Below are 13,397 nucleotides of genomic sequence, written 5' to 3' on the forward strand. Positions count from 1 at the left end.
TCAGCCCGGTAACGTGACGGATATGGCCATGGCCGCGAATCGGGCTGACGTCTTCGTCAAGCGCAACTCGCTGGTGCCGGCCGGGTTCTTCGCTGCGGAGGCGGCCGGGCTCAACTGGCTGGCCGTCGAGGGTGGTGCGCCGTGTGTTGCGGTAATCGATTACGACGCAACCTCATTGACGTTGCAGCGCCTGCGCCCGGTATCGCCGACGGCGCAGGCCGCTCGAATCTTCGGTGAGCAGCTGGCCCACACCCACGATGCGGGTGCATCGGCCTACGGGGCCGGACCAGACGGTCATGACGGACACGGGTTCTTCGGCCCGATGTCACAGCCGTTGCCAATGTCGTTGGCCGGCCACGATTCTTGGGGCACCTTCTACGCCGATGAGCGGCTGCGCCCGATGGGGCAGCTGGCGGCAGGCAGGCTCAGTGCGGGGGCACGCGACGCCATCGCTGCGGTGGCCGACCTCTGCCGCACAGGCGTGTTCGATGATGACGACGGGCCGGCCAGACTGCACGGCGACCTCTGGAGCGGCAACGTGATGTGGACTGCCGACGGCGCGGTGCTCATCGACCCGGCGGCACACGGCGGTCATCGCGAGACCGATCTGGCGATGTTGGAGCTGTTCGGGTTTCCGTTCCTCGATGACGTGCTGGCGACGTACCAGTCGGTGCGGCCGCTGCGGGACGCGTGGCGCGATCGGGTCGACCTGCACCAGCTCTATCCGTTGCTTGCTCACGTGGCGCTGTTCGGCGGCGGTTACGTGGACCAGGCCGAGGCGGCAGCGCGGCGAGTTCTGGCACGCGTCAGCAAACTACGGATCGAGTAGTTCGAGCCGCTCATTGGCGGGTGTCGTCGGCTGCTGGCGCTGGTTGAGGCGGTTTTGGTACCGACCGGAATCAGTTGACAGATCAGCGGACGTCTGACAACGGCAAGGCGTGCGTGCATGGGCATGTAGCAACGTCGCATCTGGCTGCCCGCAACAAAAGCAACGCTTGCCTGTCGCAAGCGTCAATATGCCTCTGGCCAGCGCAGCGCGCATCGGGTCACTTTCAACAAGTTTGCGACAAATTGCGAAGGCGAATAGTGAAATTTTTCCAGCAATGCAGTGATGGAGGTCACAGTAGTGTTACGTTGCCTGAGATCAACCTGAGAAACCGGCCGAAAGGACTGGTCAGATGGCAGTTCAACACCGTAGGCAGCGGAGGCGCGTCAAGAGGGTTGCGACCCTCGGGGCGGCAACCGCAACAGTCACCGCGCTTACGGTGGGCGTTGCCCCGCCGTCGGCTCAGGCCGCGGCGGTCCAGCGCGATCTACGGTTGCAATCCGGGGTCCAGATCTTCCCGCCGCCCGACCAGATTCCGGACCTCACGGGCGGCTTCGGAACTCAGGCCTACAACCAGTTCCAAACCGTCGGCGCCCAGCTCCAGACCGCGTTCGTCAACACCTTCAACCTGGCCGCACTCCTGCAGGCGGCAGGGATCGATCCGACGACCGCGATCGAGGATCCGATCAATGACGCGTTGGGTGGGGCGCTCGGCGGCGCGCTGAACGGATTGCCCATTGACGTGGGCGAGCTTCTCGGCATCGACCTGAATGACCCGCTGTCGTCGGCCGGGATCAACCTGATCACGGCCGGTGGACCGTTCACGCTCCTGAAGATGCTTGGCGTCGATCTGGGGTGGACGCCGTCCTTCCCGAACTCGGTGGCCGACGAGATCAACAACACGCCGTACCTCGATATCAGCCTTGAGTCGATCTTTGAGGCGCTCGGTCTCCCCACGGAGGGCCCTGGCCTCATCCCAATCAAAGCCGCGTTCAAGCTGCTCACCGGTATGGACCTGCCGGCGATGGACACGAATGTCGCCGATGTTCGAATCCCTATCGTGGCGGGCTGGGGCTTCGGTGCCTTCGCGGCCGGTGCGGCGTATCAGCAGGTGGTCGACGATCTGCCGAATCAGCCTGGCGGGGCGGCGTATACGGGCACCGATCCCCTTCTCGGCAGTTTCACCATCCTGCCGATGATCCTGATCGACAACCCCGGCCGGGCCAACGGCGGCATCCTGGCCCGTGCCTACCCCTTGTTCGGATTGTTCGGGATCGACACCGTGACTCCCGATACCCAGGTGCAGAGCAGTACTGACGGGGAAGGGCTGCTCAACGGCGTTCAGCTCTTCGGACTCACGCTGGGCGGCGCCAACCTGATCCCCATCAAGATCGACGCGACGGCCGAGTATCTCCCGCTGTCAGACTTCGCTGCCTGGCCCAACCCGTTCACGATGGCGAACAACGTTGCGGCAGGGCTCTTCCCGACTTACATCCTGCGCAACCAGACGCTGGATTCCCTCACCACGGTCCTGGTCGACCAGGTGGTGTCGCAACTCGGCGCCGACATCACCGACTACATCGCCAATCCCGGGGACGATCCGACCAAGGGCCCCAAGCTCAACATCTACATCACCATCCCGGCCAACAGCCTGCCGTTGCTGGAGCCGACGTACCTGGCGTACGACGTCGTCAACCTGCTGACCGGGGCGAACCTCAACAACCCGATCGGCACGGCGCTCACCCCGGTGCTCACCAGCCTGGTCAACCTCGGCTACACCGATGTCTACTACGACCCGACGACGGGCGTCTACGAACGCTCGCTCGACGAGGCCGATATCCCAACGGCTTTCGGCACGCTTCCGGCGGATGTCGATTGGGGTCAGGTACCCGGGCATCTGGTGAACAACCTGGTGACGGGTATCCAGAAGGCGATCGATGACGGCCTGGTGAGCCAGACCCCGGTCTCCAATCCCATCAAGACCCTGCTGAGCCTGCTGGGCGTCGGCAACACGTTGACGACCGGCGGATCCGCGCTGGACCTCTCGAGCCTCACCGATGCGCTGACCGGCCTCACCCAGGATGCGCTGAACAACGTTGGTACGCAGAGCCTTGCGAAGACGAGCTTTGAGCCGCAGGGCATCACGCAGACCAATGTCGGTGCAGACACGGTCAAGCTGACTTCTGTTGTGGACGAACCTGCCGCGGACGACAGCTCGGCGAACGCCGACGACGGCACCAAGAAGCTCAGTACCGCGGCCGACGACGCCCGCGAACAGCTGGACAAGACCGTCAAGGAAGCGGGCGAGCGGGCGAAGGTCTCGGCGGAGAAGGCGCGTGAGCGGACGGCCAAGGCCGTCAAGGACGCCCAGGACCGCGTGAACAAGCTTGCCGACGACGGACGTAAGCAGATCAAGTCCGCGGCCGAGGGCATCCAGAAGGGCGCTGAGAAGGCGGTCAACGACGTGAAGGACAACGTCAAGAAGGCCGGTGAGTCGGTGAAGCCCGCCAAGAAGACCGAGAAGAAGGATGCGGCTTGACGCCTAACTCGCCTGGTGCACCGACTCGACGGTGTACAGGTGGGGGTCGAAACTGATCGCGATGTCGGCGCACCGCCCCATGTGCTCCCGTGCCACGGGGTCGGCGAGCATGGCGTGGAAGTCCTCGGCGCTGCGCCACTGCGCATAGTTGATGACGCGAGTGCCGTCCGTACTCAGATGAATGTTGGCGGAGACGAATCCGGGGACGTGGCGCATCACGTCCTCGGTCGCCTGTCCCAGTGATGCGGCGAGTTCGGCCGCCCGCTGAGGCTCCACGGTGAACACGTTGATCAGGGTGGCGTGGGGGTTGTGTTCCTGGATGGTCGTCACGATTCCTCCAATGTCAGGTTCCTTACAAAGACGACGGTAGCATTGATGTAAGGTTCCTGTCATGGCTGCGAATGTGGAAGCCGGCGCCGGCTACCTCGTCAAGCGGGTGCAGCAGAGCTTGCGCCGCAATTGCGATGCCGCACTGCGACCTACTGGATTGTCGATGGCGCAGTACACGGTCCTACGGGCGCTCGCCGACCACCCTCAGGCCTCGGCGGCAGAACTGGCCCGGCTGTGCTTTGTCACGCGTCAGTCGCTGCAAGACGTGCTGAGCGGCCTGCGTGCCGATGCCCTGGTGGAGGAATCGGCCGGGCCGCAGCGGGGCCGTGCTCGGTCGTTGCAGCTGACTGCCGCGGGCAAGCGTCGACTCGGCGGAGCCCACGCCGCGGTGCTGCGTGTCGAGCAGGACATGCTGAACGGAATTCCTGGTAAAGCCCAACGGGAACTCGCGTCGTTGCTGTTGCGCTGCGCGGAGAATCTCGAGGGGGCCGCGGCAGAAACGACGATTGACCGGTGACTTCGGAAAGGCGTGGGCGCGGTCGGCCCGCCGGACCTGGTGTCGACGTCGAGGTGGCCAAAGTGGCCGGCTTCTAGTTTGGCGCCAGCGCACTTTCGGTCAGGCGGGTCAGCACCGGCGCCAGCAGTTGGGCGTACTCGGCGGTGATGTGGTTGTCGTCCCGGAACACCAGGGTGTTGCCGACGATGACCGGGCAGCGTTGGTCGGTGCAGAAGTACTGGTCCAGCCGCGCGTACTGTCCACCGCCGGCCTGTACCGCTGCGGCTTCCGCGGCAATGCCGTTGTCGTTCACGGCGATCGCGCGGTTGGGCGCACACGCCGAAGCGTCGTCCATATGCGCCGACAGGCAGGTGGGAACCGTCGTGTGCGGGTCGGGCACGGGACCGAGAACCAGCACCCGCGCGCCGGTGCCGCGCAACTGCGAGACCAGTCGGGTCAACCCGTCCAGCCAGGTCGGGTCGTAGCTGACGAACCCGAAGTCGGCCCCGTAGCGGCGCACCATGTCCAGAACGACGAGGGTCGGGCGTTCCGCGGCGATCCGCGTCAGCACGTCGGCCCGCCACTGCTGGCATTCGGTGAACTCGCGCTCGAGGTAGGGGCTGAGGATGGGGAGCTTCATCGGCGGGCAGGTGACTTTCGCGTAGGTCTCCAGCCGCCAATGTCGCTGCTGCGCGGCGGTTTCCAGGGCGGGTTGCCACATCCCCGCGTGGGAATCGCCGATCAGCGCGACCTTGGTGGCCGACGAGGTGTCGCCGGACGCGCAGTCAGGCACGGCGATGTCCTTCCAGGACAGTACGCAGCCGTTCACGAACACTTCGGGTTTGGTGATGTTGCCCAGCGGCGGTGACAGATTCGACGGCACGGCACGCAGGCCGGCCGCCGCGGCCACCGCCGCCTGCACCCGCTGCTCGGGCGTCTGCGTCTGCGCTTGCGTCGGAGCGTCCGCGCGGGTCGGCCCGATGACGGCGACCGGAACCGCTGCGGGTCCGGCTCCCGTTGGGACGGGACGCACCGCCAACAACACCAGGCCCGCACAGACGGCCACCCCGGTGGCTGTCGCGCCGACGGCCAGGCTGCGCCACGATGACCCCCGCAACGCGGTGGCGAACCGGGCCGGGTTCTCGACCAGATGCAGGGTCAGGATCGCCAGGCCCAGCGACATCACCATCATCGCCAGCCGGCCCGCCAACCCCAGTCCGTGGCCGAACAGGGCGGGCGCCAACAGCAGGGCCGGCCAGTGCCACAGGTACCACGAGTACGAAAGCCGGCCGATGCCGCGCATCACCGGTTTCGACAGCAGGCGTCCGACACCCAGATCGGGTATTGCGCAACCGGCCCCGATCACCAGGGCGGTCCCCATCACGGGAAGCAGCGCCGCCGATCCGGGGTAGGGGGTGGCAGTACCGAGCTGCGTGCAGGTAGCCAGGATCAGCGCCAGGCCACCCCAGCCGACCAGGGCCGCGCAGACCGGCGGGAGGCTGCGCCAGTGCGTCGCCGTCAACGCGATCAGCCCGCCGGCGGCCAACTCCCAGGCTCGGGTCGGCAGGGAGAAGAACGCCCACGGCGGCATCGACTGGGTCCACGACAACGACACCGTGAGCGAGGCGGCGGCCACCACCGCCAGGACGCCCGCGTAGGGGACGGCCGACCGGGTGCTGCGACCGCAGCGGGTCAGCAGCCAGGCAATGCCCAGGATCAGCGCAGGCCACAACAGATAGAACTGTTCCTCCACCCCGAGTGACCAATAGTGCTGCAGTGGCGACGCCGCCGTCTCGGCCGCCAGGTAGTCCGTGCCCTCCGCCGCGAAGCGGTAGTTCCCGACATACAGGGCGCTGGCGATCGCGTCGGCCAGCACCGAACGGGCCTGCAGCGGTGGGAGCAGCAGGGTGGCCGCCGTCGATGTCACGACCAGCACCAGCGCGGCGGCCGGAAGCAGTCGTCTGGCTCGGCCGGCATAGAACTGGGCCATCCGGACCGTCCCGGTACCCGACGCCTCGCGCCACAGCAGTCCGGTGATCAGAAATCCCGACACGACGAAGAACACGTCGACGCCGATGAACCCGCCGCCGAAGCCGGGCACCCCGGCGTGGAACAGCACCACGGCGAGCACTGCGACTGCCCGCAGGCCCTCGATATCGGGGCGAAACTGTTTGTTCGACAGGGGTTTTCGCCCGCTCGCGGCGTTGCCGCGGCGGGCCGTGGGCTCCGCGAGGGTTGTCACTCTGTTCACTCGAGTAACGATCGTCGCACGACTGGCGCCGTTGACCCTGGATTTGCGTGCCTGTTGCTAGCCTCGTGCCGATGGGACGATCACGCCTTGCGGCACTCGCAGTGCTGGGCGGACTGCTCGCGGGCTGTTGTGCTCCGACTGACACCGCGCAGTCTCCGGCCGCCCCGGTGGTCTCAGCTCCGGCGACGGCGTCACCGACGAAGCCGGCAGCAGCGGACGGTACCTGCGATCTGAACGGCCTGCCGCCCGAAGCGGACAAGACCGTTGAGCTCATTCAGTCGGGTGGGCCGTTTCCCTATCCGCGCAACGACGGCGTCGTCTTCGGAAACTACGAAGGCCGACTGCCCAAACACGAGCGCGGCTACTACCACGAGTACACCGTTCCGACGCCCGGCAACAAGCACCGCGGCAAGCGGCGCATCGTCACCGGGGGAGCGCCACAGAACGACCCACCCGAGTACTACTACACCGGCGACCATTACGAATCGTTCTGCCTGATCGGAGGCATGTGAAGACGTATCGGATCGATGGGACCAAGGTGGCCTCCAAGGCCGACTTCTTCACTGAGATGGGCCGCGCGGTCAACGGCGACGGTGGCTACTTCGGCTCGAATCTGGATGCGCTGGCCGATTGCCTGCGCGGCGGATTCGGCACTCCCGACAATCGGAAGTTCCGGTTCGTGATGACGTCGTACCGGAACATCAAAGAGGCGCTCGGGCAAGACACCTGGAGCACCGTGCTGTCCATCTTCGCCACCGAAGGCGTCGACCTGTGGCTGGAGAACTGAAGCGGAATTGAGGGCCAGCAAAGTGGCTCGGTGACCGCTTACGCGCGTCGCTCGTGGGCAAGAGCGCGGTCGCTCCGGGCTGGCAACGAGGCTCTGCGGCAACGCCGTTGATTGTCGCCGCGCGTCCCGCGAAAACTGGTTACGCTGGCATTCTGCGTGCCTCTTGGTGCGGGAGGACTGGTGCGAAACAGGCGGGAGCAATAGGCGCGTGACCGAAGAACTGTCCACCGAGACGACATGGCTGATGGCCCGCACCGAGGGATCTGCCGGCCTGTGGCAAATGCAGCCGGAGGTGATGGCGGCTGCACTCCCGTACTACCGCGCGACGATGACGCACTTTGTGGCACTCCATGGCGGCACGCTCTCGGCGAGGCAGCCTTCCTGCGACGGTTTCACCGCCACCTTCGACCGCGCATCCGATGCGGTGGCCTGCGCGCTGTACCTGCAACTGACGCCGCTGGATCCGTTCGAGCTGTGCATCGGCGTGCACACCTCTCGCACCGGTACGCAACGGCTCCGCGATGTCGCGCATGTCGGGCAGACGTTGATATCCGGCACGACGGCGGCATTGGTCGGCGCCGACCTACCCTCCGGCGTGACGTTGAAATACCTTGGCGACCAACGCATGGGAGAAACCGAGCCTCAGGAACGGCTGCTGCAGCTGTGCCATCCGGGATTACGCAAGTACGTGTTGCCGCCGCGAATGCCGACCGCCGTGCTCGCGGAGATCTTGGTCAACTGAACGCTGGTCAGTTGAAGGCCAGCCAGCTCGGCAGGGCCCGTTCGCGCGAATCGCACAGCACCTGACGGGTATCGCAGTTCCCACGCGGAGATCCGGCGCCACTCCACATGCCGCCGGAATCGCGGCGCAACACGATCGCCGACGAGCCGCCGCCGTCGAGCAGCAGGGCATTGTCGGCGCCCAGCGCGCGGAACAGGTCCTGGATGTTGTCCGGTGTGTAGCTGCCGCCCTGGAAGACGTAGAGCTGATCGGCGGCCCGGTTGTAGCCGACGGCGGTCCGCGCCGCGCTCGGGCCGTTGTCGTTGAGCTGGCCGGTCTCGCCCGGAGCGAGCAGTCCGATGCCGGCCACCGCGACGAACCGGGCGTTCTGATCCAGCAGCCGCTGGATCACCGGGGTGGCCGAGTCGTAGTCGTTGGGCCCCTTGGGCATCACCACATACGGGGCGCCGCCCATCGGAAGGATCATGGTGGCCAGCGCCGCCCATCGTTCGTCACCGCCGGACAGGCCCTGCTTGCCTGCGTAGGCCAAGGTGCCGGTGACCGCGGCATTGGCGCGGCCCTGCCCGCGGGTGTTGTCGACGTAGGCGCCCAGCGGCGACGAGCACTTGGTGTCGCGCCACGAGCCGCCCTGCTGCCCGCGCACGTCGAAGAAGTTGGCGTTGACCGCGATGGTGGGCTGCCCGAGAACCTGCCACGCGGCAAGGGGCGCATAGGTTTCCGACGCCTGCCAAAGGCCCTCGCTGGTACGGGCGCCGGGGGTGCGCTCACAACGGGACTGATACCCCTGATGGCTGTCGACCAGCAGGCGCGGGTTGAGCCGGCCCGAGGCGTTCTTCATGGCCATCAGGTGGCCGCCGTTGTTGAGCGTGTAGGCACGTCCGTCGGCGGACAGGAACGGTGCCGCGAACTGGCCGCCGAAGTTGTAGACGAGGTAGGAACCCTTGGTGTTCGCGATCGCCCCGAGCAACAGCGTCCGGGCGTCCTCGGCGCGTGCGACGGGGGAGCCGCTGGTGGCTAATGCCGCGCAGACGGCAACGGCGGACGCAGTGGCGACCGCGCGTTGGAGGAGTTTTGCCAGGCCTGGCACGAACTACACAATAACCACACAGGAAACTCTGTCAACATGCGTAACAGCCTGGTCACGGTTGGATCAAGAGGCGATCGCACCTGGTTGATCGGTGTTAGCTGGTTCGGCCACATCGGGCTTGCGCAGCACCGCCGGCCGCAAATTCGCGGGCAGCGCACGGAGGGCCGCAGCGCACAGCGCGGTCACCGCGATCGCACCCGCGGTGGTCGCCCAGACCGGCGCGGCCGGGAAGGCGGCCTCCAGCAGCATCGCCAGGCCGAAGATCACGAACAGCGCCGCGGCACCCAGCTGGATCACCCGCTCGGGCAGGTGCTTGCCTGCGATCGCCCCGACCATGATGGCGAGCGCGTCGGCGGCCACCATGCCGATGGTGGAACCGATCCACACCCCCACCCAGTTGTTGTCGGCGGCCAGCGTGATGGTCGCGAGCATCGTCTTGTCGCCGAGTTCGGCGAGCAGGAAGGCCGAGGTGACCGTGAAGAACGCGGGGGCGGTCGAACGCTGGGCCTTGGTCGCCTCGTCGTCGGACAGCTTGTCGCCGCGCAGGGTCCAGAGCCCGAAGAACACGAACGCAACACCGGCGAGGATGCCGAGCAGGTGGGTCGGCAGCGCCGCGCCCAGATAGTGGCCGACGGCGACGGAGATCAGGTGAACCGCAGTGGTGGCCGCGGTGATACCGACGAGCACCACCCACCAGCGGTAGCGCAGCGCGAAGGTCATGGCCATCAACTGCGACTTGTCGCCGAGCTCGGCGACGAAGATGACAGCGAAACTCAAGAGCAGAGCAGCCAGCACTCAACAACTCCTCGGTCGTTGGCTGCCGTTGGGGGCTGAATCAGATGCCTCCGGCCGGCAAACCAATGGTCTACGGCCGAAGGTCTCGCCCACCGGGCTGTGGCCGGTTCGGATAACCGGGCCGGTTCCGCATCGCTGCGCGGCCAGTATGTCGAATATCCGATTGGGGGCTACTCCCCTTCGCTGTCACCCACCATACGCACTTCGGACGGGACGATGCAAACCGTCCCGCCCGAAAGTGCTTATTCGACAATAAGTTTGGGGATCAACACCAGAAAGTTCGGGTCCCCTGACAATGTAGGTTCAGGCACCCACATATTCGGCGAGGTGCTGTCCGGTGAGTGTGGCGCGCTCTGCGACCAGAGCCGCCGGGGTGCCCTCGAAGACGACCTGGCCACCGTCATGCCCCGCTCCCGGCCCCAGATCGATGATCCAGTCGGCATGCGCCATGACCGCCTGATGGTGCTCGATCACGATCACCGACTTGCCCGAATCGACCAGCCGGTCCAGCAGCCCGAGCAGCTGTTCGACATCGGCCAGGTGCAGGCCAGTGGTCGGCTCGTCCAGGATGTACGTGTCGCCCTTTTCGCCCATCTGCGCGGCCAGCTTGAGGCGCTGCCGCTCGCCACCGGACAGCGTGGTCAGCGGTTGCCCGAGGGTCAGATAACCCAGGCCCACATCGGCCATGCGGGACAGGATCTTTTGTGCGGCAGGAACTTTGGCCTCGCCCTCGGAGAAGTACCGCTCCGCCTCGCTGACCGGCATGGCCAGCACCTCGGCGATGTTGCGACCTCCGAGGGTGTACTGCAGCACCGAGGCGCCGAACCGCCTGCCCTCGCACTCCTCGCACGTGGTCTCGACCGTGGCCATCACACCGAGGTCGGTGTAGATCACCCCGGCACCGTTGCAGGTCGGGCAGGCGCCCTCCGAATTCGAGCTGAACAGCGCCGGTTTGACGTCATTGGCCTTCGCGAAAGCCTTACGGATCGGGTCGAGCAACCCGGTGTAGGTGGCCGGATTGCTACGGCGCGAGCCGCGGATCGGGCTCTGATCGACCACCACCACGCCGTCGCGGCCGGCCACCGACCCGTCGATCAACGAACTCTTGCCCGAGCCCGCGACACCGGTGATCACCACCAGCGCGCCGAGCGGGATATCCACGTCCACATCGCGTAGGTTGTGGGTGTCTGCGCCACGGATCTCCAACGCGCCGTTGACTTTCCGTGCTGAATCCTTGAGCGCGGCGCGGTAACCCAGGTGGCGTCCGGTGACGGTGTCACTGTCCCGAAGGTCCGCCACGCTGCCCTCGAAGACCACCTCGCCCCCGGCCGCCCCGGCGCCCGGGCCCAGGTCCACCACATGGTCGGCAATCGAGATCGTCTCGGGCTTGTGCTCGACCACCAGCACAGTGTTGCCCTTGTCGCGCAGGGCCAGCAGCAGGTTGTTCATCCGGGCGATGTCGTGCGGGTGCAGGCCGATGGTCGGTTCGTCGAACACGTAGGTGACGTCGGTCAGGGACGAGCCGAGGTGCCGGATCATCTTGACGCGCTGGGCTTCTCCGCCCGACAGCGTGCCGGCGGGGCGGTCCAGCGACAGATAGCCCAGCCCGATCTCGACGAACGAATCCAGCGTGTGCTGCAACGCCGCGAGCAGTGGAGCCACGGGCTTGGCTGTGGGTTTCTTCGCCAGACCGCCGATCCAGGTGGCCAGGTCGGTGATCTGCATGGCGCAGACCTCGGCGATGTTGACGCCGTCGATCTTCGACGACCGCGCAGTTTCCGACAGGCGGGTCCCATCGCACTCCGGGCAGGTGGTGAAGGTGACCGCGCGTTCGACGAACGCCCGGATGTGCGGCTGCATGGCCTCGACGTCCTTGGACAGGAACGACTTCTGGATCTGCGGGATCAGCCCGAGATAGGTCAGGTTGACCCCGTCGACCTTGAGCTTGGTCGCCTCCTTGTGCAGCAGTGCGTCGAGTTCCTTCTTGGTGAACTTGTTGATCGGCTTGTCCGGGTCGAAGAAGCCGCAGCCGCGGAAGATCCGGCCGTACCAGCCGTCCATGCTGTAGCCGGGGATGGTCAGCGCACCCTCGTTGAGCGATTTGGTGTCGTCGTACAGCGCGGTCAGGTCGATGTCATTGACCGCACCGCGCCCCTCGCACCGCGGGCACATCCCGCCGACGATGTTGAACTCGCGACGTTCCTTGACCGTGCGCCCGCTCTTCTCCAGCGTCACCGCCCCCGCACCACTGATCGAGGCCACGTTGAACGAAAAGGCCTGGGGTGAACCGATATGCGGGGTGCCGATCCGGCTGAACAGGATGCGCAGCATCGCCCCGGTATCGGTGGCGGTGCCGACGGTCGAGCGCGGGTCGGCACCCATCCGCTGCTGGTCGACGATGATCGCGGTGGTCAGCCCGTCGAGGACGTCGACCTCGGGACGGGCCAGGTTCGGCATGAAGCCCTGCACGAAGGCGCTGTAGGTCTCGTTGATCAACCGCTGGGACTCGGCGGCGATCGTGTCGAACACCAGTGAGCTCTTGCCCGACCCCGAGACGCCCGTGAACACCGTCAACCGGCGTTTGGGCAACTCGATGTCGACGTCCTTGAGGTTGTTCTCCCGGGCACCGGTGACCCGGATCAGATCGTGGCTGTCGGCGGGATGCATCGGCTAGCGCGACTCCTGGATACGGACCATGTTGCCGGCAGGGTCACGAAGGGCACAGTCCCGCACGCCGTATGGCTGCTCAGTCGGTTCCTGGACCACCTCGACGTCTCCGGCCTGCACCTTTTCAAACGTACTGTCGAGATCTTTGGTGGCGAGCAGGAGTGTTCCGAAAGTGCCCTTGGCCATCATCTCGGCGATCAGGCGGCGCTCGTCGTCGGTGAGGCCGGGGGTGGCCGACGGCGGGTAGAGGACGACGGCGGTGTCGGGCTGGTTCGGCGGACCGACGGTGATCCAGCGCATCTTGTCCTTGCCGACATCGAGACGGACCTCGAAGCCGAGGACGTCGCGATAGAACGCGAGCGCCTCTTCCGGATCGTCGAGGGGGAGCATGCTGGAGTGAATGGTGATGTCTGTGCTTGTCATGGCATTCACGCTAGGTGCAGGCGGGTGGCGGGCGCTTCTCGATTCCTGACCGGTTTGGTGACCTGCTTTTCGACGCAGGACGGCATGCCTTCCGTTACTCCGGCAGTCTGCTGCCGATACGCACTCGGCGGAATGCCGACGAGCTCGGTGAACCGGGTGCTGAACGTGCCGAGCGAGGAGCAGCCGACGGCGAAGCAGACCTCGGTGACGGACATCTCGCCGCCGCGCAGCAGCGCCATCGCGCGCTCGATACGACGGGTCATCAGGTAGGAGTACGGCGACTCCCCATAGGCGACCTTGAACTGCCGGGACAGGTGACCGGCGGACATGTTCACCCCGCGGGCAAGCGCTTCGACGTTCAGCGGCTGCGCGTACTCGCGGTCGATGCGGTCCCTGACCCGGCGCAGCAGCTTGAGATCGCGCAGCTGTTGGTCGGCCACAACGGCGATCGTAC

The 13,397-nt window shown here is 66.2% G+C and carries 13 protein-coding genes; 6 read left to right on the forward strand and 7 right to left on the reverse strand.

Annotated features, from left to right (window positions below):
* The first annotated feature begins 13 nt into the window (after positions 1 to 13).
* Positions 14 to 829: a fructosamine kinase family protein gene (locus tag G6N57_RS06785; RefSeq protein WP_268950796.1), complete on the forward strand. Its 816-nt coding sequence runs from the start codon at positions 14 to 16 to the stop codon at positions 827 to 829.
* A gap of 436 nt (positions 830 to 1,265) precedes the next feature.
* The gene (locus tag G6N57_RS06790) at positions 1,266 to 3,365 is read left to right on the forward strand and encodes an AAA family ATPase (RefSeq protein ID WP_097926254.1); all 2,100 of its coding nucleotides are present in this window, start codon (positions 1,266 to 1,268) and stop codon (positions 3,363 to 3,365) included.
* Between the two features lie 3 nt (positions 3,366 to 3,368).
* Here G6N57_RS06790 and G6N57_RS06795 read toward each other — a convergent pair whose 3' ends face one another.
* Positions 3,369 to 3,695, reverse strand: coding sequence for an antibiotic biosynthesis monooxygenase family protein (locus tag G6N57_RS06795; RefSeq protein ID WP_077739813.1), 327 nt, complete (start codon positions 3,693 to 3,695; stop codon positions 3,369 to 3,371).
* 61 nt (positions 3,696 to 3,756) lie between these two features.
* Here G6N57_RS06795 and G6N57_RS06800 point away from each other — a divergent pair, with 61 nt between their 5' ends.
* On the forward strand, positions 3,757 to 4,212 hold the full coding sequence (locus tag G6N57_RS06800) for a MarR family winged helix-turn-helix transcriptional regulator (protein WP_077739814.1): 456 nt from the start codon (positions 3,757 to 3,759) through the stop codon (positions 4,210 to 4,212).
* A gap of 73 nt (positions 4,213 to 4,285) precedes the next feature.
* Here G6N57_RS06800 and G6N57_RS06805 read toward each other — a convergent pair whose 3' ends face one another.
* On the reverse strand, positions 4,286 to 6,433 hold the full coding sequence (locus tag G6N57_RS06805) for an acyltransferase family protein (protein ID WP_077739815.1): 2,148 nt from the start codon (positions 6,431 to 6,433) through the stop codon (positions 4,286 to 4,288).
* An 80-nt stretch (positions 6,434 to 6,513) separates the two neighbouring features.
* On the opposite strand from G6N57_RS06805, the gene G6N57_RS06810 reads away from it, so the two are divergent.
* From G6N57_RS06810 to G6N57_RS06820, 3 genes are all read left to right on the forward strand, one after another.
* Positions 6,514 to 6,954, forward strand: coding sequence for a guanyl-specific ribonuclease (locus G6N57_RS06810; protein ID WP_234815779.1), 441 nt, complete (start codon positions 6,514 to 6,516; stop codon positions 6,952 to 6,954).
* Positions 6,951 to 7,229: a barstar family protein gene (locus tag G6N57_RS06815; protein WP_077739816.1), complete on the forward strand. Its 279-nt coding sequence runs from the start codon at positions 6,951 to 6,953 to the stop codon at positions 7,227 to 7,229. Before G6N57_RS06810 ends, G6N57_RS06815 begins: the two co-directional genes overlap by 4 nt.
* 208 nt (positions 7,230 to 7,437) lie before the next feature.
* Positions 7,438 to 7,971 carry an adenylate/guanylate cyclase domain-containing protein gene (locus tag G6N57_RS06820; protein WP_077739817.1) on the forward strand — a complete coding sequence of 178 codons (534 nt, stop codon included), beginning with the start codon at positions 7,438 to 7,440 and terminating at the stop codon, positions 7,969 to 7,971.
* A gap of 7 nt (positions 7,972 to 7,978) precedes the next feature.
* Here the strand turns inward: G6N57_RS06820 and G6N57_RS06825 are convergent, their stop codons facing one another.
* From G6N57_RS06825 to G6N57_RS06840, 5 genes are all read right to left on the reverse strand, one after another.
* The gene (locus G6N57_RS06825) at positions 7,979 to 9,058 is read right to left on the reverse strand and encodes a phosphodiester glycosidase family protein (protein WP_077739818.1); all 1,080 of its coding nucleotides are present in this window, start codon (positions 9,056 to 9,058) and stop codon (positions 7,979 to 7,981) included.
* A 63-nt stretch (positions 9,059 to 9,121) separates the two neighbouring features.
* Positions 9,122 to 9,853 (reverse strand): TMEM165/GDT1 family protein, encoded by a 732-nt coding sequence (locus G6N57_RS06830; RefSeq protein WP_077739819.1) that lies wholly within the window; start codon positions 9,851 to 9,853, stop codon positions 9,122 to 9,124.
* Positions 9,854 to 10,156: 303 nt separating this feature from the next.
* Positions 10,157 to 12,520, reverse strand: a complete 2,364-nt coding sequence (locus G6N57_RS06835) for an ATP-binding cassette domain-containing protein (protein WP_174814461.1) — start codon at positions 12,518 to 12,520, stop codon at positions 10,157 to 10,159.
* A gap of 3 nt (positions 12,521 to 12,523) precedes the next feature.
* Positions 12,524 to 12,943 (reverse strand): VOC family protein, encoded by a 420-nt coding sequence (locus G6N57_RS31785; RefSeq protein WP_174814462.1) that lies wholly within the window; start codon positions 12,941 to 12,943, stop codon positions 12,524 to 12,526.
* 5 nt (positions 12,944 to 12,948) lie between these two features.
* Positions 12,949 to 13,383, reverse strand: coding sequence for a helix-turn-helix transcriptional regulator (locus G6N57_RS06840; RefSeq protein ID WP_077739820.1), 435 nt, complete (start codon positions 13,381 to 13,383; stop codon positions 12,949 to 12,951).
* Positions 13,384 to 13,397 lie beyond the last annotated feature (14 nt).

This window comes from Mycolicibacterium boenickei, from assembly GCF_010731295.1.
Lineage (GTDB): Bacteria > Actinomycetota > Actinomycetes > Mycobacteriales > Mycobacteriaceae > Mycobacterium > Mycobacterium boenickei.

Coding starts and splice junctions, on each gene's coding strand:
- G6N57_RS06800 (WP_077739814.1), top strand. CDS start 3,757: ATGGCTGCGAATGTGGAAGCCGGCGCCGGCTACCTCGTCAAGCGGGTG.
- G6N57_RS06810 (WP_234815779.1), top strand. CDS start 6,514: ATGGGACGATCACGCCTTGCGGCACTCGCAGTGCTGGGCGGACTGCTC.
- G6N57_RS31785 (WP_174814462.1), bottom strand. CDS start 12,943: ATGACAAGCACAGACATCACCATTCACTCCAGCATGCTCCCCCTCGAC.
- G6N57_RS06835 (WP_174814461.1), bottom strand. CDS start 12,520: ATGCATCCCGCCGACAGCCACGATCTGATCCGGGTCACCGGTGCCCGG.